Origin of the sequence: Leuconostoc sp. UCMA20149 (genome assembly GCF_030400235.1) — a bacterium.
Taxonomy (GTDB): Bacteria; Bacillota; Bacilli; order Lactobacillales; family Lactobacillaceae; genus Leuconostoc; species Leuconostoc pseudomesenteroides.
This window is the reverse complement of the sequence record NZ_VJYC01000007.1, coordinates 1-19,878: the sequence shown is the minus strand read 5'-3', so window position 1 is coordinate 19,878 and position 19,878 is coordinate 1. Positions and strand designations below refer to the sequence as shown.

The 19,878-nt window shown below is 38.5% G+C and carries 25 protein-coding genes, 1 rRNA gene and 1 riboswitch; of the genes, 6 read left to right on the top strand and 20 right to left on the bottom strand.

Annotation, left to right across the window (positions count from 1 at the left end; translation table 11 throughout):
- Window positions 1–82: 82 nt before the first annotated feature.
- The 12 genes from FF105_RS06855 to FF105_RS06800 form a co-directional block, all read right to left on the bottom strand.
- On the bottom strand, window positions 83–874 hold the full coding sequence (locus FF105_RS06855) for a metal ABC transporter permease (RefSeq protein ID WP_010275627.1): 792 nt from the start codon (window positions 872–874) through the stop codon (window positions 83–85).
- Complete coding sequence (locus tag FF105_RS06850; RefSeq protein WP_010275625.1) at window positions 867–1,571, bottom strand: ATP-binding cassette domain-containing protein; 705 nt, start codon at window positions 1,569–1,571, stop codon at window positions 867–869. Before FF105_RS06850 ends, FF105_RS06855 begins: the two co-directional genes overlap by 8 nt.
- Window positions 1,568–2,407: a metal ABC transporter solute-binding protein, Zn/Mn family gene (locus FF105_RS06845; protein WP_147651941.1), complete on the bottom strand. Its 840-nt coding sequence runs from the start codon at window positions 2,405–2,407 to the stop codon at window positions 1,568–1,570. The genes FF105_RS06850 and FF105_RS06845 overlap by 4 nt, the downstream gene beginning before the upstream one ends.
- 135 nt (window positions 2,408–2,542) lie before the next feature.
- A complete protein-coding gene (locus tag FF105_RS06840; protein WP_010275621.1) occupies window positions 2,543–2,776 on the bottom strand; it encodes a Veg family protein in 234 nt (77 codons plus the stop codon).
- Between the two features lie 104 nt (window positions 2,777–2,880).
- Window positions 2,881–3,768 carry a 16S rRNA (adenine(1518)-N(6)/adenine(1519)-N(6))-dimethyltransferase RsmA gene (gene rsmA / locus FF105_RS06835; protein WP_290046506.1) on the bottom strand — a complete coding sequence of 296 codons (888 nt, stop codon included), beginning with the start codon at window positions 3,766–3,768 and terminating at the stop codon, window positions 2,881–2,883.
- Window positions 3,752–4,333: a ribonuclease M5 gene (gene rnmV / locus FF105_RS06830; protein ID WP_010275616.1), complete on the bottom strand. Its 582-nt coding sequence runs from the start codon at window positions 4,331–4,333 to the stop codon at window positions 3,752–3,754. Before rnmV ends, rsmA begins: the two co-directional genes overlap by 17 nt.
- Entirely contained in the window at window positions 4,326–5,123 is a 798-nt protein-coding gene (locus FF105_RS06825) for a TatD family hydrolase (RefSeq protein WP_290046503.1), read from the bottom strand. Before FF105_RS06825 ends, rnmV begins: the two co-directional genes overlap by 8 nt.
- Before the next feature lie 79 nt (window positions 5,124–5,202).
- The gene (gene nusB, locus FF105_RS06820; protein WP_010275609.1) at window positions 5,203–5,607 is read right to left on the bottom strand and encodes a transcription antitermination factor NusB; all 405 of its coding nucleotides are present in this window, start codon (window positions 5,605–5,607) and stop codon (window positions 5,203–5,205) included.
- The gene (locus FF105_RS06815) at window positions 5,607–6,056 is read right to left on the bottom strand and encodes an Asp23/Gls24 family envelope stress response protein (protein ID WP_139967338.1); all 450 of its coding nucleotides are present in this window, start codon (window positions 6,054–6,056) and stop codon (window positions 5,607–5,609) included. Before FF105_RS06815 ends, nusB begins: the two co-directional genes overlap by 1 nt.
- A 149-nt stretch (window positions 6,057–6,205) precedes the next feature.
- Entirely contained in the window at window positions 6,206–6,766 is a 561-nt protein-coding gene (efp, locus tag FF105_RS06810) for an elongation factor P (protein WP_010275602.1), read from the bottom strand.
- 106 nt (window positions 6,767–6,872) lie between these two features.
- On the bottom strand, window positions 6,873–7,331 hold the full coding sequence (locus FF105_RS06805; protein ID WP_139967337.1) for a MarR family winged helix-turn-helix transcriptional regulator: 459 nt from the start codon (window positions 7,329–7,331) through the stop codon (window positions 6,873–6,875).
- An 8-nt stretch (window positions 7,332–7,339) separates the two neighbouring features.
- Window positions 7,340–7,885, bottom strand: a complete 546-nt coding sequence (locus FF105_RS06800) for a TIGR00730 family Rossman fold protein (RefSeq protein WP_010275595.1) — start codon at window positions 7,883–7,885, stop codon at window positions 7,340–7,342.
- Window positions 7,886–8,021: 136 nt separating this feature from the next.
- Here FF105_RS06800 and FF105_RS06795 point away from each other — a divergent pair, with 136 nt between their 5' ends.
- From FF105_RS06795 to FF105_RS06780, 4 genes are all read left to right on the top strand, one after another.
- Window positions 8,022–8,234: a DNA-dependent RNA polymerase subunit epsilon gene (locus FF105_RS06795; protein ID WP_010275590.1), complete on the top strand. Its 213-nt coding sequence runs from the start codon at window positions 8,022–8,024 to the stop codon at window positions 8,232–8,234.
- Window positions 8,234–9,916 (top strand): ribonuclease J1, encoded by a 1,683-nt coding sequence (gene rnjA / locus FF105_RS06790; protein WP_010275587.1) that lies wholly within the window; start codon window positions 8,234–8,236, stop codon window positions 9,914–9,916. Before FF105_RS06795 ends, rnjA begins: the two co-directional genes overlap by 1 nt.
- Before the next feature lie 224 nt (window positions 9,917–10,140).
- Complete coding sequence (ppcA, locus tag FF105_RS06785; RefSeq protein ID WP_010275585.1) at window positions 10,141–11,655, top strand: phosphoenolpyruvate carboxylase; 1,515 nt, start codon at window positions 10,141–10,143, stop codon at window positions 11,653–11,655.
- Window positions 11,656–11,752: 97 nt separating this feature from the next.
- A complete protein-coding gene (locus FF105_RS06780) occupies window positions 11,753–12,688 on the top strand; it encodes a diacylglycerol/lipid kinase family protein (RefSeq protein ID WP_010275582.1) in 936 nt (311 codons plus the stop codon).
- A 56-nt stretch (window positions 12,689–12,744) separates the two neighbouring features.
- Here FF105_RS06780 and FF105_RS06775 read toward each other — a convergent pair whose 3' ends face one another.
- Both FF105_RS06775 and metK read right to left on the bottom strand, forming a co-directional pair.
- Window positions 12,745–13,677, bottom strand: a complete 933-nt coding sequence (locus FF105_RS06775; RefSeq protein ID WP_010275580.1) for an ADP-ribosylglycohydrolase family protein — start codon at window positions 13,675–13,677, stop codon at window positions 12,745–12,747.
- Window positions 13,678–13,696: 19 nt separating this feature from the next.
- Window positions 13,697–14,854 carry a methionine adenosyltransferase gene (metK, locus tag FF105_RS06770; RefSeq protein WP_010275576.1) on the bottom strand — a complete coding sequence of 386 codons (1,158 nt, stop codon included), beginning with the start codon at window positions 14,852–14,854 and terminating at the stop codon, window positions 13,697–13,699.
- A gap of 99 nt (window positions 14,855–14,953) precedes the next feature.
- Window positions 14,954–15,057: riboswitch (SAM riboswitch) on the bottom strand.
- 158 nt (window positions 15,058–15,215) lie between these two features.
- Between metK and FF105_RS06765 the strand changes: the two genes are divergently transcribed.
- The gene (locus tag FF105_RS06765; protein ID WP_010275572.1) at window positions 15,216–16,043 is read left to right on the top strand and encodes a hypothetical protein; all 828 of its coding nucleotides are present in this window, start codon (window positions 15,216–15,218) and stop codon (window positions 16,041–16,043) included.
- Between the two features lie 19 nt (window positions 16,044–16,062).
- Here FF105_RS06765 and miaA read toward each other — a convergent pair whose 3' ends face one another.
- Window positions 16,063–16,947, bottom strand: a complete 885-nt coding sequence (miaA, locus tag FF105_RS06760; protein WP_168441539.1) for a tRNA (adenosine(37)-N6)-dimethylallyltransferase MiaA — start codon at window positions 16,945–16,947, stop codon at window positions 16,063–16,065.
- Entirely contained in the window at window positions 16,940–17,680 is a 741-nt protein-coding gene (locus FF105_RS06755; RefSeq protein ID WP_010275568.1) for a glycerophosphodiester phosphodiesterase family protein, read from the bottom strand. Before FF105_RS06755 ends, miaA begins: the two co-directional genes overlap by 8 nt.
- 91 nt (window positions 17,681–17,771) lie before the next feature.
- Here FF105_RS06755 and FF105_RS06750 point away from each other — a divergent pair, with 91 nt between their 5' ends.
- On the top strand, window positions 17,772–17,954 hold the full coding sequence (locus FF105_RS06750) for a DUF3042 family protein (protein ID WP_010275563.1): 183 nt from the start codon (window positions 17,772–17,774) through the stop codon (window positions 17,952–17,954).
- Between the two features lie 30 nt (window positions 17,955–17,984).
- Here the strand turns inward: FF105_RS06750 and FF105_RS06745 are convergent, their stop codons facing one another.
- The 4 genes from FF105_RS06745 to rrf form a co-directional block, all read right to left on the bottom strand.
- Window positions 17,985–18,389 (bottom strand): rhodanese-like domain-containing protein, encoded by a 405-nt coding sequence (locus tag FF105_RS06745; RefSeq protein ID WP_010275559.1) that lies wholly within the window; start codon window positions 18,387–18,389, stop codon window positions 17,985–17,987.
- A 58-nt stretch (window positions 18,390–18,447) separates the two neighbouring features.
- Complete coding sequence (locus FF105_RS06740; RefSeq protein WP_010275557.1) at window positions 18,448–19,152, bottom strand: adaptor protein MecA; 705 nt, start codon at window positions 19,150–19,152, stop codon at window positions 18,448–18,450.
- 57 nt (window positions 19,153–19,209) lie between these two features.
- Window positions 19,210–19,644: a transcriptional regulator Spx gene (spx, locus tag FF105_RS06735; protein ID WP_031940956.1), complete on the bottom strand. Its 435-nt coding sequence runs from the start codon at window positions 19,642–19,644 to the stop codon at window positions 19,210–19,212.
- Window positions 19,645–19,774: 130 nt separating this feature from the next.
- Window positions 19,775–19,878, bottom strand: a 5S ribosomal RNA gene (gene rrf, locus FF105_RS06730); the annotation flags it as partial.

Sequence of the window (19,878 nt, the reverse complement as noted above, 5' to 3'; positions counted from 1 at the left end):
ACTAGACTAGTCCGTTTCCTCCTTGATTTTTATTAACAATTACCTCTAATTATAGCATTATTTTCTAGTAATAGTTCGGAAATTAAGCCTTTCGTTTAAACTGCCATACAGAGCCTAAATAAATCAAAACCTCAATAATTGCGATAAAAAAACTGGTTGGCAATTCAGTTAGATAGGCAACACTCAAACCAACCCAAGTTCCAAACAACGCAAAAATAATTGCCATTCCCATTAATTGTACAGTAGTGGTGGCATAATATTTAGCACTAGCAGCTGGTAGTGTAACCAGAACAAATATTAATAATGAGCCCACTAATTGGGATGAAATGCTGACAGACAAGGCAATCATGACAAGAAATACATAACGTACCCCTTGTTGTCGTCGTGTTTGCATAAACATCCCCTGCTCGTCAAAAGACAACTGCCGTAGTGTCCGATAATTAAACAATAGTGTGACCAAAACGATTGCAGCTAGCACCAAAAGCAGATACAAATCATGATGACTGATACCCAAAACTGACCCAAATAAAATACCCGTTGCAGCGCTCGATGATGTGTGCCCTAATGCTAGAAACAAAATCCCCAATCCAATTGCTAACGCAGAGATAGCGCTGGTCACATTGTCACGTTTAGTATATGTTGACTCCAATGCACCTATAGCGACTGACGAGGCAACTGTTGCGACCATCATACCAAGTAAAGCCGGCCATCCAATCCATAGACCAAAAGCAGCACCGGCAAAGCCAATTTCACTGAGGGAATGGGTTAAAAAAGCGTAATTTCGGGCAACCACAAACGTACCAATAACGCCAGCAACAATACTAACAATGGTACCAGCGACAAAAGCATTCTGCATAAAACTATATTCAAACATAATGAACCTCATTTTCAGGATGCGTAAGTGTCATATCAACCGTTATTTTTTTTAATGCTTGTGCATTTCCCTGCGTTACGTTTCCAGCATCAAACAGCAAAAAACCATCGGCAAAATCAGAAACTAAGGTCAACTCATGTGTGATGAATAAAACCGTCAATCCGGTTTCTTTTTGTAACCGTACAATTGCTGTCAGTAATTGTCGCTTGTGTTCATGGTCTAAACTGGCTGTTGATTCATCTAAAATCAGTAATTCTGGTTGCTTAACTAGTGCTTGAGCGACAAATGCTCTTTGTCTTTGCCCACCAGATATCAAACCCAGTCGTTGATCAGCAATATTAACTAAATCCATTTTTTGCAGTGCCTTATGAATAGCTACTTTTTCTGAGCGATTATTAAATAAATGCCAGCCACTATTAAAAGCCAGACCAACAAATTCCGCAACACTGAGCGGATAGTCTCGCGAAATATCTCTAAACTGCGGTACAAAGCCAATGGATTTCGTAGTGACATTCAAATTGCCAACATAATTATGATGTTGTCCAAGTATCGTTTTAATAAACGTTGTTTTGCCAGCACCGTTTTCACCCAAAATGGCGTAAAAACTGCCTGCCGGTACATCAACGTTTATTTCAGACGCAATGGCCCTATCGCCATAACGGATTGTTAGTTGGTGTGTCTCTATAATTGCATTCATTGTGCAAGCGCCTTTTGTATTAGTCGTAATTGTGATAATTGCCAAGACCAAATGTAAGCGTCTTGCGGTAAAACTTGGTTAAATGTTACAACGGGTACATTATCTTTTTTTGCTGCTGCGATTAATTGTTTATCATGATTCGTCTGATCTTGCGTTGCCGTCAACACAAAATCAATTTTTTGGTCACTCATTTTTTTCTCTAATGCTGTCATAGCATCATCATCAAGTTTGTCAACATCGTTACTTGCTGATTGATAGCCCAATTGTGTCATCATTAATTCTTGCGATTGATTAGTAGCTAAATAGGTGACATTTTTACTTTTTTTCAAATTTTGAAATACTGATGTTAATTTAGCCGTTTTTTTCAAAAGGCTTTGTTTATTGGCGACATAACTATTACGATTGCGGGGATCCATATCACTCAGTTGATCCGTAATTTTAGTCACCATGTTCAAAGTTGTTTGGGGACTCAAATAAACATTGCGATAGTTTTTACCGTCAGTAATATAGTCGCTCGCAATCACTAATCTTGCGGACACCCCCCATTGTTTGGCACGCGTTAGCAACTGGCTTTCATGCGTATCAGTGATAATCAACTCAGACTTTTTAAATTTTGTTTTTTGCGCTTGATCAGTAACATTTGAAATAAGTTCCGTTTTACCATGCTTACCAGCAATAGCCGCTGCAATCTGTTGATAAGCAATGTTATCAGTAGCAATGACAACAGGTTTGCTGTCAGGGACGCTCGTTTCACCAGCCATGTTAACAAACACTAAAAAAATCCCGATTGGAATTAGGAGGATTGTTAAAATAGCATAAATAACTTGTTTGTTCATAGTGTTTTATTTCATATTGCAGATGCCGATCATCTGCTGACAACCTGTAATTTTTTGGACGTACTATATCATGATAACACGATTTAAAACAGACAAAAACACTTGTTGATACAAAAAAAGCCCACAATTGGGCAATTAATCAGCAAATGTAATGTCGATATTTTTTGTTAATATGTCTGTATAGCTATACGAAGCACGCTCAAAATTAGCATCCTCATCTAATTCAACAACGAATAGTGATGGAAATGTTGACCTTAAAATGCCTGAACGTTCCGTAATCTTTTTGCGACCTGCTTGGGCAACTACGGTTACTTCTTGTCCAACATGTGAATCTAGTTGAACCTTGATCTCTTGCAAACTACTTGGCATTTTTATACCACCTTTCGTGTAAAAGCTTATTTCATTATACTACAAATAAACCTTTTAAGCAAGTATAACTGAATATTTCAGCGTTTTTTAGTATAAATATTCGGCTATTTCACTAATTTTTGCGTTCGTAATGCCAAATATAAGTCCGTGAAATCAGTTAAATCCACTCTTTCCGCCCTGATTGAAGGTTCAATGTTGGCTTCTTGCAAGGCCTTTTCTAATTTGGATTTTATTTCGGCCTCTTTCCCGTACGTTTGCAATAAATTATTCCACAAACTCTTGCGTCTATGCGAAAAAGTGCCCTTGATGACGCCAAAAAGTTGATTGGGTTGCTCAACAGGTACATCAGGTGTCAAAGGTGTCAGCTTAACGACTGCGCTGTCAACATTCGGCGCAGGATTAAATGATGTTGCTGGTACTTTAATTGCTAATTGTGCAGTCGCAAAATATTGTATGGTCAAAGTTAAAACCCCATATTCTTTTGTTCCCACCTGCGCATTCAAACGATCAGCAACCTCACGCTGCATCATAACAACAATGTTATCCCAAGCGATATCTGCACGCAGTAGCTGCATCAAAATCGGTGTCGTAATATAATATGGCAAATTTGCGACAATTTTAACGTTGGCATTTTCACCAAATTCTTCTGTGATCACCTGCTTTAAATTAACCTTTAAAATGTCATTTTCAATGACGTGAATATTCTGATATGGCGACAACGTATCCGAAAGAACTGCTACCATTTGAGGATCAATTTCAAATGCAACCACTTTTTTGGCTGATTTAGCTAACTGTTCTGTTAGGGCCCCAATACCGGGCCCAATTTCAATCACATTGTCTTCAGCTGTAATTTCAGAGGCTGCCACAATACCATGCAATACATTTAGATCAGTCAAAAAGTTTTGGCCAAACTTTTTCTTAGCCCTTAATCCATATTCATTTAAAATTGCTTGTGTTCTTGTTGGATTGGCAATATCAATTGTTTTTCCCACTTTGCATTTGTCCTTTCAACGCTTCTTCGATTTGTGTACGTTTGATACCAAAAGCATTTAAACGTTTAATCAACTGTTTGCCATTGGTATAACCAATGTGTAGCTTTTCACCTACCACAGCCCGACGTTCACGCGCATTTGGTCCACTTAAAAGGCCTTGTTGCAACAAAAATGATTGATCAATATCACTTGATACAGTCACACGTGGTGTCATTAAATGTCGTAAAGCATTTATAATTGTGTCTGGGCTAGCATGTTCAATGCCTAATGATTTGTGAGGATTATCATGACTCGCGCGCGCTTGATTTTGTGTGATGTATGCTTGCTTAGCGGTCGGAATAACTTTTGTTATGATATTACGGATTCGCTGCCCATTGAAATCAGGATCAGTAAAAATAATGACACCGCGTTGTTTAGCAGCTAATTTTGCTCTATCAATTGCTTCTTGACCAATAGCACTCCCGCCAGTTTCAATCGTATCAGCAATCACCGCACGAGCAATGTTTTGTGTGTCAGAGCGTCCTTCGACAATAATAACTTCATTAATATGCTGTCTATCAATCATGATTTAAAAACAGGCGATGCGCATTTTGACGCGTTACATCAGATAACGCCTTTGGCGACATGTCTAACGTTTCTGCTAGACTATCAATGACATACTTCACAAAAGCTGGTTCATTAGTTTTACCACGATAAGGCGTAGGCGCCAAATAAGGTGCATCAGTTTCAACTAAAATACGGTCTAATGGCACAACCTTGGCCGCGTCTCGTACTTCTTGAGCTTTTTTAAAGCTAACAACACCACTAAACGAAATTGACATCCCGAGGTCAACAAAAGCCAGCGCCTGTTCTGGTGTACCTGAGAAGCTATGCATCACACCTTTTTCGACACCAGATGCCTTTAAAATTTGATAAACATCATCAAACGCATCCCGGTTATGAATGATAACGGGTAGATCGTATTTCTTGGCTAGGGACAAATGCGTCACAAAAGCTGCTTTTTGAGTCTCATGAGACGTATTTTCCCAGTAATAATCTAAACCGGTCTCCCCAACACCAACAACTTTGTCCTGCTGCAACTGTTCAGCTAAAGTAGTGGCTGCTGTCTCGTCAAAGCCATCTGTATCTTCAGGTTGAAATCCTAAAACGGCGTATATATTCTCATGAGACTGAGCAATTGACAAAGCACGTTGATTCGCAATCGCATCATAACCCACAATATTCATTTCCATTACTCGGAATTCATTTGCCCGTCCAATATAGGCGTCCACATCATGATATAATTTGTCATCATTTAAATGTGCATGTGTATCGTAACTATCTGCCGGTGTCTTGGTTGGATCATAAATTGCCATTTTGGCCTCCAAATTATTATTTAAGCTAATACTTAGTATATCATGGTTCTACGTCAATAAAAAAACCGCTTTTTGCGGTTTAATTAGTTGGTGCAAAGTTTTTTAGTACACCATTAACAAACTTACGATCATCATCATCAGCGAATGTTTTAGTTAATTCCACTGCCTCATCGATGGCAACCTTATAGGGTGTTGCTTTGATTGAAACTAGCTCATAAATAGCTAAACGTAGTATGACGAGATCAGCTTTGTTGATTCGGTTAATTGCCCAACCATCAGCTAAATGAGCCGAAATTTGCTCATCTAAGTCATTTTTTGATCCCAACACTCCATTAATTAATCTCGGCAAATAATCATCAAATGTTTTACCATTCAAAACGATGTCATATAAATCATCGATTTTACTATCTTGCGGATCTTTTTCAAGTGCAAAAAGAATTTGAAATGCGGCTTGGCGAGACTCATGTCGCGTTAAACTTGCCATTAATTAGTTACCTCGTCACCAAATAAGTTATTAGGATCAATTGTACTGTCAGCCTTTTCAGGTACAATACCACTGACATGAACGTTGATTTTTTCAACATGCAAATCCGTCATAGATGCAATTTGTGATTTGATGGCGTTCTGAATATTCAAAGCAACTTTAGGCACCGCCACACCATATTGTACAAATACATAGGCATCAATCACTAATCCATCAGTCGTTTGTTGTAATTCAACACCTTTACCACGCGCATTAGAACCAAAAACGCTTGTAAAACGATCAGATAATTTGCCACGCATTGAATAAACGCCACTCACTTCCTGAGCCGCAATTTGCGCAATGATTTCAACAACTTCGGGTGTTACTTGTGTCGTACCGGACACTTCACTTTTTGTTGCTAACAATAAATTTTTGTTTGCCGTTTTACCTTGCTTGATTTCTCTGGCCATAGTGACTCCTCGACAATCTTTTTAAAATAAAAAGTTCCACAAGGGAACTTTCAGGGTTACCGTGTACAGTGGCACTTGATCGTAATGACTGCATTTTGATTTAAAAATTCAATGTTATCAAAAGCCAATTCATTCATGCCAAGCTGTAATCACGCGCGGCCCTTATATGAACCGTCTTCAGTATTAACAATAATTGTTTCACCTTCGTTAACGAAGTCAGGCACCGTGATTGTAGTACCAGTTTCAACTGTTGCAGGCTTACCTGAACCAGTAGCGGTTGCACCCTTGATGCCCGGTTGTGTTTCAGTAACTTTCAATTGAACAGTTGATGGTAATTCAGCACCCAAAATTTCGTTACCGTACATTGTAATCTTAACTTCCATACCTTCAAGCAAAAACTTCAAAGCATTAGTCAAATGTTCATCAGGAATATTAACCTGTTCGTAAGATTCAACATCCATGAATACACGACCGTCATTTTCAGCGTATAAATATGACATTGGACGTGTTGTGATGTCTGCTTGTTCAAACTTATCCCCTGGTCGGAATGTTACTTCGTTAACCGCACCTGTACGCAAGTTCTTCAACTTTGAACGTACAAAGGCACCACCCTTTCCAGGCTTAACATGTTGGAAGTCCAAAACGCGCCAAATTGAGTTTGAATATTCGATTGTCAAACCCGTCTTTAAGTCATTCATGCCGATTGCCATGATTAGTATCCTCTTTATTCAGTAATATAATTATTATAACAGAAATCCACTCTTAATAGTACAGACTTCAAACAAGTAAAAATTTTACCATATTTTCAGGCTATTTTCAATCTTTTTTGCTATTTAACTCCGGTTGCACAATCAATGCATCCAAGCGACGTAACGTTTTTAAGAATTCTTTTCCTTCAGATATGCCAAAAATATCCAGCCACTTATTGAAGCGTTGACGAACACTTTGAGCAATAATTGCTTCAACCTCAGCACCTTTAGGTGTTAGGACTAACAACACACGTCGCCTGTCATCTGGGTCTTTTTCTTGCGTTAAATACCCACGGTCAAATAACGGCTTTAGTTGCCGGGCTATTGCCCCCTTGGTTACACCACGATCTTTAGCAATCTCAGTCATAGTCAAAGGTTCCTCGCTTTGGGAAACAGCCGCCATGATTAACCATTGTTCAAATGAAGCGCCATATGGATTAGCTGGTTGTGAAATTAATTTTTCTAGATTTTTAAGTGCTGACATATAAACACTTACGAATTCACTCAATAGATCTGAATTTTTCATTTTATTCCTCACATGCTGTCAATCATGGTCATCACTTCATCAAGATTATTAACAACATGTACCCATTTCATGTCATCAATGTTCACAAAATGATCGTTAACCATTTGATTCAACCAATTTTCAAAATAATCATAAAAACCATTGATGTTGTACAAAATCAGTGATTTATGGTGCAACCCAAGCTTGGCCCAGCTAATGACTTGTGCAATTTCTTCCAGCGTGCCAAGCCCCCCTGGTAAAGCAACGAAAACATCTGAATTATCAATCAGTAGCTGTTTCCGCTCAGTCATCGATGCTACTTCAATGAACTTCGTTATTTTATCAACATCAATAGCATCTTCTGCCAAATTACGTGGTGAAATACCTAAAACCTTGCCATGATTGGCCATAACACTCGTCGCCAATGTTCCCATTAGCCCATCTTTTCCGCCACCATACACTAGGTATAAGCCTCGCTTAGCTATTTGTTTACCAAACGCTTCTGTTTGAATTTTGAAATTGGGATCACTACCAAATTGTGAGCCCATAAAAACGCCAACTGCCTTTGTTCTCATTTGTTTATCCCTTACACCAATTTACCAATTATAGTATTAATAATCAAGTGAAGTATCTTAAAATCAGTCCATGTGGTAAACTAGTAGTTAAGGTTTTCGTTCGTGACAAATTAAAATACTATTTTTGGAGGCATTTATGATTTTTAAAGTTTACTATCAAGAACACCCTGAGCGCAATCCAAAGCGCGAAACAACACAGTCACTTTATTTAGAGGCTGAAAGTTTACCTCAAGCACGTGAGTTAATTGAGGAAAACACGCAATACAATGTGGAGTATATCGAAGAATTGTCAGATAAGGCTGTAACCTACGAAAAGGCCTACCCTCACTTCGAAATCACAACATTCTAATGACATATTCAGTAGATATTAAACCTAATGAAGTCGCAGTTTATGCGCTAGGCGGTTTAGGCGAAATCGGTAAAAACACGTACGGTATTGAGTATCAAAATGAAATTATTGTCGTCGACGCAGGCATTAAGTTCCCCGAAGACGAATTACTTGGTATTGATTATGTTATTCCAGACTATACTTATTTAGTTGACAATATCGATCGCGTTAAAGCACTGGTAATCACTCACGGACACGAAGACCATATCGGTGCTATCGCCTACTTTTTACAAGCTGTTAATGTACCAGTTTATGCTGGCCCATTAGCCATGGCACTCATCAAAAATAAACTCGAAGAGAAACAACTACTTAACCGTGTCGAGTTACACGAAATTACTGATGGTTCCGTATTAGAATTTGATAAAATGAGTGTCGAATTTTTCCGAACAACCCACTCAATTCCCGATGTGTTTGGTGTTGCAGTACACACACCAGTTGGCACAATTGTGGAAACTGGTGACTTCAAATTTGATCTCACCCCAACTACTAAGCAGCCGCCTAACCTTTGGTCAATGGCACGCATCGGCGAAAATGGCGTTTTGCTCATGATGAGTGATTCAACCAACGCTGAACGTCCTGAGTGGACTAAGTCAGAAGCTTGGGTTGCAAAATCCGTTAATCGCATTTTTGACAAAATCGAGCACGGACGCATTATCTTTGCCACTTTTGCCTCAAATATGAACCGTGTACGAATGGCGACAGATGCCGCAATTGCACGTGGTCGTAAAATTGCAGTGTTTGGTCGTTCTATGGAGTCTGCCGTGACAAACGGTCGTGCGCTGGGATATCTCAATATTCCTGATGACATGCTCGTTGAACAGTCAGACATTAAACATATTCCTGATGACGAGCTTTTGATTTTATCAACTGGTTCTCAGGGTGAGCCAATGGCTGCACTAGCTCGAATTGCCGAAGGTACTCATAAGCAAATTCGTCTTAAGCCCAAAGACAATGTCATATTTTCATCTTCTCCCATTCCTGGTAACACCGCTTCTGTTAACGCTGTTATCAATAAATTAGAAGAAGGCGGTGCAAATGTTATTTATGGTAAGGTAAATAACATTCACACTTCTGGTCACGGTGGTCAAGAAGAAGAAAAGCTCATGCTAGCACTAATGAAGCCCAAGTTTTTCATGCCAGTTCACGGTGAATATCGTATGTTAAAAGTTCACGCTTCTTTAGCGCATGAATTAGATATTCCTGATGATCACACTTTCATCCTTGAAAATGGTGATGTTCTGGCATTAGATGGTGAAAATGCGCGTGTTGCTGGTCACTTCCCTGGTGAAGATACTTATATTGATGGATCAGGGATTGGCGATATTGGTTCGGTTGTCTTACATGATCGTCAAAAGCTATCACAAGATGGTTTAGTGGTCGTCACTGCAACCATCAATCTCAGCAAAAAAGAAATCCTTTCCGGTCCAGACATTTTATCACGTGGTTTCGTTTATATGCGTGAATCTGGCGACTTAATCAATGAAGGCCGTCGTGTCATTTTTGGTACAATTCGTCGTGTGATGAACAACGCCAACGCAAGTGAATCAGATATTCGTCAAGCTGTTATTGACGAATTGTCACGCTTTTTGTACAAAGAGACTGCTCGAAAGCCAATGATTTTACCTATGTTAATTATGATGTAATACAAACCACTAAATTTTAATAATTTGGTGGTTTTTGATTTCCTTTTTTCGAGCATTATGTCTATCGCCATATACTCACCTCCAAACGTTACATGCTATATCATGACAAAATACAGACATTACAAAAATAAATTCGTAATTATTCGGAAAAAACATAACATATTCTCAAAACACCTAGAACGCAATATGTTACAATACTGTAAGTAAAACATTAAGGAGCTATCATGACAACACGTAAAATTCCTACAATCATGGGTACACAGCATCCCGATAACGCTAATGCACCTTTCTGGGACAGTTCTCAGCAACCATTCATCAGCGCTTATCGCGAGACCAGCGAAGCATTTGAAAACTTTAGTGAATTAAATGTTGACGAATACATGTGGGATTGGGAAGGTAAACATGCCGATGCCGCCGTCATTGATCGCTTATTTAGCTCAGAGTATGACTATTTCAAAGAACATCAAATTGGTCGCGACAAGTTTTTAACTTTCCGATTCCCGAATATTTGGGAAGAAAAGGGTTATAACTTGATGCAAGCCATGACAGCTTTTTTGAGTTCCGAAGATTTCGCACATGATCTTGGCTTCACCCGACCTCTATTTGAAGCTATTTTGCCAATGGCACAACGTGCAGACCAAATTTTAAAAATGCAACTCCTGTTTGAAAAATTAGCAAATTTCAAAACAGCAGAGTTCACGCGTTCTGATAAGAATACACCTTATATCGAAATGATTCCGCTATTTGAAGATTTTGATACGCAATTGCATGCACCAGAAATTTTAAAAGAATACTTGACACTCCATGAAGAACACTTTGGTTTCCGTCCAAAGTATCTACGTGTTTTCTTGGCAGGGTCTGATTCAGCCTTGACTGCCGGATTTATGAGTTCGATTACAGGAAACAAATTAGCAATTGCAAGATTACATGAATTTGCCGAGCAAGAAAATATTGAAATCTATCCTATTTCTGGAACAGGGTCAGCCATTTTTAGAGGTGGTCTTTCGCCTCGTCGTATTGATCGCTATGTCAAAGAATTTCCCGGTGTCAGAACAGCAACGGTCCAATCGGCCTTTCGTTATGATTTCCCCTTAGAAGAGGTTCAATCAGCTATTGCCAAATTAAAGGCTGAGTTGCCAGTTGCCAAACCACTCAAAATTAGTATTGAAGATCAGAATGTACTAGCAGAAGTTGCTGAAATTTCAGCCAAATATTACTCAAATACACTAGACAACTTAGTACCAAGTATGCAACCAATTTTCAAGGCGTTCCCCAAGCGTCGTGACCGTCGTCAACACGTTGGTGTTCTTGGTTACTCTCGCTCTGTTGATGGCATCGAGTTACCTCGGGCAATTAACTTCACCGGTGCGTTCTATTCTGTGGGTGTTCCCCCCGAATTTATTGGTTTCGGGCGTGCTCTTAAACAACTTAATGCTGATCATCTTGGTGTTTTTGTGAGACACTATCCAAGTATGAAACAAGACTTCCGAGAGTTGGCTCGCTATGTCAACATGGATGCCCTACAAATCTTAAAAACTCAGAGTCCAGCTTGGGCTGAAGTGGAAGAAGATATTTTGATTTTGCAAGATATCTTTGGTTTCGAACTCCAACCTCTAACTAGAGAAGAAAAACAGCATGCAGAAATTGCGCTACAAGTTGTGCAAATTAAGGATGGCGCACCAATTGCGGTAACAGCGCTCATCAATCGTATGGCCCAGTTACGTCATTTCCTAGGTTAAAAAAATTCTAAAAAATGTACTTATCGTTTGATAAATAGCCTTAACAGGCTTTTTTTGTTACAATAAAATTAATTTGTTTGAAAGTTTGAGCGTGTCAATGCCACAATTCTATGTTATTAACAATCCTCTTGCTGGCAGTGGACGCCACCAAGAAAAAATTTCAAAAATTAAATCTCAACTCACTTTTGCATCGTGGCAAGACACAACTTTTGCTGGTCAAGCAACCCGTTTTGCAAAAAAATTAGCCAAGGATTTGCCTGATGTCCCTTCAGAAAATGTTATTCTAGCGATTGGTGGTGATGGTACTTTAAATGAAGTTCTGAACGGACTGCTTAAATTTAAGCGACATAACCCTATACCAATTGCTTACATCCCCAATGGCTCTGGTAATGACTTTGCTCGTGCTGCACAATTAGGTGATGCCAATGAATCTTTATCACGACTAGCAAAAATTAGATCCTCGCAATTGCTGACAGTTGGCAAAATTGTCGGTGATGCACCCAAAAAACAAACAAGGTACTTTGTTAATAATTTAGGCATTGGTTTCGATGCGGCAGTTGTTTCACAAACAAATCATGATAAATGGAAAGCACGCCTTAACAAATTTGGTCTGGGATCATTGAGCTATCTTTTTTCAGTTCTCAAGGTATTTGCGAATCAAAATAGTTTTCCTGTCACGATTAATTCCGGTGACGACTATCTCAATTTCCCGCGCGTTTTTCTACTCACTTTAACTAATCAAGCTTATTTTGGTGGTGGTATCGCACTTTTGCCTGAAGCTAAGCTTACAACCTATGGATTAGATTTGGTTATCGCAGAAAAAATGAGTTTCGTTGAATTTTTAGGCATGTTTCTAGCTTTGAAAAAAAATGGTGGACATCTCAAGTTCAAAAAGGTTCATCATCTTAAAATGTCACAAAATGCTACCATTCACGTTCGTGATATACAACCTGGTCAAGCTGACGGAGAAGAATTAGGTAACGGAAGTTACGACTTTCAGTTAACATTTGAACATTACCCATTTTGGATTTAAACAAAAAACGCCAAGTCTTGAGATGTCATCTCCATTAGACTTGGCGTTTTTGACTTTTAACTAAAACGAGCAGAGCGTTCAGCTTGTGAAACAATTGTCGCTAATAGACGTCGTGCTACGAAATTTTGGCTGAGACGCAATACCATATCATCGCGATAATAAACTGCCGCTATTGCAGCAACCAATGTTGGAACAACACTATTGGCATGACCATGAACTAATGAATTTTTAATTGCTTCAGTATAATTGTGACTGTTAAGCAAACTCCAAATAACTGCCTCTAAAGTAGAAGCGGCCTTACCATCTAATACTATTTTATCGGCTGGAATATTTCTAAAATCAGGCAAATTAAGCTCATCAAACGCTGAAAGCTCAGAAACAAAGACTTGATGACGTGAGTAATACTCAAACCCAAAAGCTAACCCATTTTCAACGGCATCTGATAAATTATTACCGTCTAAAATTTGACTCAGAATGAGGCTCATCATCCCCACCGTCACCAAAGCACCCTCATCGTTGTGCGTCAATCCAGCAATACGATGAAGTAGCATCATTGCAGTTTCATCATTAACAAATGAGGTCCCATACTGATGATGCAAATAAAGTGCCACTGGTAACATACGTGCCAAGATGTTATCACTATCTGCTGCATCGTCTGATACACCTGCCGAAAGCATATCACGGTTTTTAATATAATTATCTAATGCTTTTTTTGTGACGTCATCGATACTTTGATGTGTACCAACAGGCGCATACTGCCGCCTTTGATACCAGTTTTGTAAGTGAGCCATTACATCTGCCAACTGATAGCCGCGTGTTAAACTTGCTGTTGTTGCTAATGACAAGCTAACTTGCGTTCCCCACTCTAACTGTCTATCAAATTGTTGATTTAACACCTTATCTTGATCATTAGCAGGTAAAGACGCGATACTTTCACCAATAGCCATGCCAAATATCAAAAATTGAATTGTTGATTGCTTTTTACTCATACAATCATTTTAACATGAATTAGAGCAAGCTTTTAATTTCTTCAACTTTATCCAAAGCTTCCCATGGTAAATCAATATCCGTTCTACCAAAATGACCAAAAGCAGCTGTTTGCTTATAAATTGGCCGGCGCAAATCTAAATGATTAATAATTGCTAATGGTCTGAAATCAAATAATTGTGTGATAATTTCAGTGATTTTATTATCACTAATTTTAGCAGTGCCAAATGTTTCGACATTGAGTGAAACAGGTTCCGCTACACCAATGGCATATGCAACTTGTAATTCAAGTCGATCAGCTACACCTGCGGCAACCATGTTTTTAGCCACATAGCGGGCAAAATAAGCGGCCGAACGATCCACCTTTGTCGCATCTTTTCCAGAAAAAGCACCACCACCATGGTGCGCCGCACCACCATATGTATCAACAATAATTTTACGACCTGTTAACCCAGAATCAGCTTGCGGACCACCCAAAACAAATCGACCTGATGGATTGATATAATATTTTGTCTGATCATCAACTAATTCTTGTGGCAAAACCTTATCGATTACTAACTCACGGACATCTTTACGAAGTGTTTCAAGTGATACTGCATCATTATGTTGTGTTGATATGACCACAGCAGCAATCCGTTGAACTTGATTGTCATCATTTAATTCAACGGTTACTTCACCTTTCGCATCTGGACGGAGGTAACTTAGCTGATTGGATTCGCGTACATCACGAATACGACGCATTAAACGATGTGACAATGCCAAAGTCAATGGTAAATAACTATCTGTTTCATTAGTTGCGTAGCCAAACACCATGCCTTGATCGCCAGCTCCTAATTGCTCAGGATCATCGTCAGCATTATCCACTGCCTGCGCAATATCAGATGATTGCTCAACAATCTTATTTGAAACGTTAACAGAATCTGCTGTAAATCCTAATTCTGCTTTATCATAACCGATTTCTCTAATTGTGTCTGTGGCAATTTGGCGAATATTAACATACGCGTTTGTCGACAGCTCCCCAAAAATTGACACATCTCCAGTTGATGTTGTCACCTCGACAGCTGAGCGTGCATATGGATCTTGGGTCAAAACAGCGTCCAAAATTGCATCCGCAATTTGATCTGCAATTTTATCAGGATGTCCAGCTGAGACAGACTCTGAAGTGAAAAATTTTGTCATTGATATTCTCCTGCGTAAGGTCGCCACCAGTTTTGCAAAATAAAAAGCTAAAGCCGAAATTAAAAAGCGCGCTCGACATCGTCGAACGCGCTAACGTGACGACTATCTGTACAGAATTACCACCGTACACTGCAAGCCGTTAAGCTTAACGCCGGTTGGTGCAGGGTCAAAGTGCTGTATCACTCGCCTGCTCTTGATAGCTGTTTTAAATTGTAATGACAATTGTAACAAACTTCCACGTACAATTCAACCATTTTAAATGGATTTCTGTACCTTATCAATTGTTAATTCGCTGGTATTGATACAATTCTGTCATAAAAATGATACGTCAGTTGTCCATTTTTAAGGTAAAATATTAGCTATGGATCAAGACTACTACCAACAATCAAACCTGTCTCAACGAATGCCAGATGGCACTATTTTACCACGTCGTTTGAGCACAGATGCCAGAGACAAAAGAAGTCTCGAAAGCTTTTCACCGGCAAAATTGAAAGATTGGCGTTTTGGGGTGCCTTTGATTGTGATAGTTATCTCGCTCAACCTCGTTTGGTGGCGATTACCACTACTACATACGCAAGACCTCGAAGGCGAGTTAACGTGGTCTTTAGCGCCCTTATTTGGCTATACGGTCACAATAGCTGCTGGTATGGCCCTTATGATAACGCAAAATTTTCGTAGTTTGTTAAGTTATCTGTTTTTTGCTATTAGCATTTTGTTCACCTTTAACTCACTCATTCAGGCACGTCGAGAAATTTGGTTATTATTACTTATCTTGGCCGCTTTCTTTATTGCCATTCAACAATTGTGGCTTGGTTTACAAAACATTTTAGGTTTAATTTTGCTGAGTTTTTTGGCGACCTTTACAATTCCAATTGCTATTTTTTACAGTGAAAATAATTATTTAACGCAGAAATTTATTCTACAATTATTACCAATGCTCTTCGCCTTCTTTTTTTACTTCACACCAGTCATTATGCCAAACCCAGATGGCAGAAAACTGAGTTTGTTGTCAATTGGTCTCTTTTGGGCCGCTTTGCTAAGTCACCATGTCGGTGCGACAACAATTGTTATCTTTATACTTAGTATATTTGCTTTTGTTCTACAATTTGTCAAAGCCCGCATTGGCAACTGGCAAAATATGATTTACGTTCTGCTTCTAGCGCTTTCAATGCTGTTAGTTTACCAATGAAAAATGATTCAAAACTGTTTTATAGCCAGTTTTGAATCATTTTTTTCAAATCAAGTATCACGCTTTTGCCATTTATCCATATTAATCCAGGTAATTGATGACGTAAATACGTTAGTTGCCGCTTAGCATAGCGTCTGGAGTCTTGTTGCAATTTTTTTATGGCTTCCTCAACCATTTCCTCACCTCTTAGGTAGCCGAAAAACTCTTTGTAGCCAATAGCCTTGCCAGCTTGTAATTCTTCTCCACCAGCGTTTAAAACCGCTTGTGCTTCATTTAAAACGCCTTCACTGACCATATTAGTGACCCGTTGGTTAATGCGCTGATACAGGATTTCGCGTGGCCAATCTAGTCCAACTACCAACGCGTCATATGTCGGTCGCTTTACTGTTGTCTGTTGTTTATGTCCTTGGTGTGCTATTTGAATTGCTCGAATCACGCGTTGCCTATTATTCAAATCAATTCGTTTAGCAAGAACATCATCTATTTTTATTAATTCGTCAACTAATTGTGGTAGTGTTTTGTCGGCCAATTTCAATGACAAATTAGGATCATTGGGACTGTATTCCAATGCTTGTAACCCAAGCAACGCTTTCAGATAAAAACCAGTTCCACCAACGATAATTGGTAACTTGCCACGTTTGGTAATATCTTCGATGATTTCGTCCGCCAGTGCAACAAATTCAGCTACAGAAAAATTATCAGTCATATTCACAACATCGATGAGATGATGTGGTATTTTTTTTTGTTCACGAATAGTTGGTTTAGCTGTCCCTACATCCAAGCCACGATAAATTTGCATTGAATCTGCTGACACAATTTCACCATTAAATTGCTCTGCTATTTGAATTGCTGCGTCTGTCTTGCCCGAAGCTGTCGGACCGGTAATGACTAATATTTTACTCATGCTCTTGTATTTCCTTACGCATTTTAACCGCCAAGGCTACTTGGTTAGTAATAATTCCCGGAATATTAGCCTCAAAAACACGTCTCATATCAGCTTCTTTGTCAACCGTCCAAGGTCGTATGTGTGCTTTCTTTCGCCAAAAAAGAGCTGGCTTCTTGTTTAGTATTCTAATATCTGGATGGATATAATCAAAAACACCACGTAGTTTAAGCCATACCACTTTGGGCGTCATCCAAAATACAAGTGCTGCTATTTCGGCATCGGGCTTTAACTTTCTGATTATTTCTAATGATTTCAAGTTAAAACTTTGATAAATAATAGGATAATTTGGTTTAAATGTCGCAACCATATCTAAAATTTCGGATTCAATGCCAGGATACATCACGTGATCGGTTTTAACCTCAATTAAAAGTGTTTGATTAAATTGCTTTTCTTTTAGAAAAGTTAAAAACTCAAATAAAGTTGGCACAGTTACGTTTGCCATTTTAGGCTCTTTATAACTACCAGCATCTAACATCTTAATTTCAGCTAGTGTCAAATCTTTGATGTATCCTGTTCCATTAGTCGTTCTATCTACTTTTTCATCATGAATAACTACTAATTTGCCGTCCAATGTTCTATGGACATCCATTTCAATCATATCAGGATGAAATGCCAAAGCGGCCTCAAATGCAGGCAATGTATTTTCTGGTGCGACTAGACGATAGCCACGATGTGCAATAATTTCTGTCATCATTTATCCAATCTTTTTTATTTACAAATTAAAGAAAATAGTCGATAATAGTATTTAAGAAGTCTTAAGAATTTAAGGAAGTGTTTAGAATATGAAATCATTCAGATTAGGTGTTATTGTTGGCGTAATTGGTTCTGCCGTCGTTGCAGCTGGTACGGCATTGGGTTATCGCCAAACTGTTATTAAGCCACAAGAGAAAGCTGAAGAAACTTACAACCAAGTGTCAAAAGCTGCTATTCGTCGTAGCGTTGCAGCACATCAATCACGTTACTAAAAAGAACCGCTTCTCAAGCGCGGTTCTTTTTTATTTTGTCTTTTTCCCTTCGTAACGACTGAAACCACCACGCAAGATAAAAATTTTTTCCTTAGCATAGCCCTGCTTTTTAAGTGATCTGGCAACACGGACCACATCCCGTAAATTATCATCGTAAAGAAAAATGTCACGATCCTGTCGCAATCCAGATTTACCCTGTAAAAAGTTCATGGCACTGATATTTCGGGCCCCCATAATATGCGAGCGCTTATATGGTTCACTCTCACGCACATCAATAATTTGACCATTATCCGAATCAATTTTAGATGCAAAATCTTCAGGCTTTAAAAGTTTGCCATTTTGTTTTGCTGACAAAAAGATCCATAACCAACCACCAAACGCAAACAAAATCCATAGCACAACAACAGTTGCAATCATCATTAAAATATTAGTCATAATACATCCTCTAAATCAATCTTATACCATTGTATCAAAAAAAGGCGCAAGCGCCTAATTAAAATAGTCGATTCAATCGATCTAGAGCATTTTTTAACATGATTGGTTCACCATGCTCTTTAAGTACGTCATTATTAACGTCGCTTAAATTGCCATACTCAAATACAATTGCCAAACGATCTTTCAGTTCTTCCCAACTTAAATCACTGTTACTTTGGGTCAACTGTAAGAAAAAAATGCTATTATAACGATACAAATCTGAAAGGAAATTGTTAGCATCAAAGTTTTTAGCAATTGCAATACCTGATTCAAAATCAAATAATTTAATTGTAATTGTCTTCGCAATGCTGCTAGAATCTTGTTTAACTAATCTAGACTTAGGTGGATTCACAGTGTGATTGACACTGCCATCATCGGATTGGCGCAATTCAGTACGACGTTCATCAGAAATATCATCAATTTCTGAATTTTTTTTATTAGCAAAATCCATAATATTATTAAGAATATCACCAACTTGATTTTCCGAATCTAATCTAGAAATAAACAATTCCAATCCATTACGATTGGGTAATATCTGGAATGAAACTTGATCGTCATCATCAAAATCATGCTCTGTATCAACTTCAGAAAGTATGTTGTAAAAGAAGGATTCGATTTTATCATGGTTGCCAAGCAATTCCATCACAGAAATACCACGATCTTCAAGATCAGAATTATTGATCATCACACGAATTGTATTTTCGTTTATACGCTCTCGTTCCATATTCACACTACCTTTCTAATTGAATTTTAAAATAATAGTTTCAAAGGACAGCGAACATTAACTCTCCTCAACAACTAAGTCTTTTGCTGCTTCTTCAAAATCCGCTTTATACGTTGCACGGAAAAGTTCACGTTGACGAACATCTCGAGGTAAGAATCGACGAATCTCATCTTCATTATAACCTACCTGTATTCTGCGGTCATCCATAATTATTGGTCGTTTCAAGAGTGAAGGATATTCAACAATTAAATCGATTAAAGTATTAATTGATATATCATCCAAGTTAACCTCTAACTTTGAGAAAATTTTGGATCGGGTCGAAATTAATTCTTCAGTACCATCTTCAGTCAAACGAAGCATTTCTTTCACCTCATTAGCGTTAATGGGGTTCTTGTTCAGATTTCTCTCAATATAAGGAATATTGTGATCTTCTAACCATTGCTTAGCTTTTCTGCAAGAGGTGCAACTAGGCGATGAAAAAAGTGTAACCATACATCGTTGCCCTCCAAATTCATAAGATATATCTATTATACCGTATTTACTTACTAAAGTACATTGACTATAGTATAGCAAAAAGAGCAACCAATTCATCATTAGATTGCTCTCGTTCTTCTTATGTACGGCACCGCATCGTCCTATCCTCGCAGGAAGCGATCCTCCAACTACTTTCGGCGCTATAGAGCTTAACTTCTGTGTTCGGTATGGGAACAGGTGTGTCCTCTATGC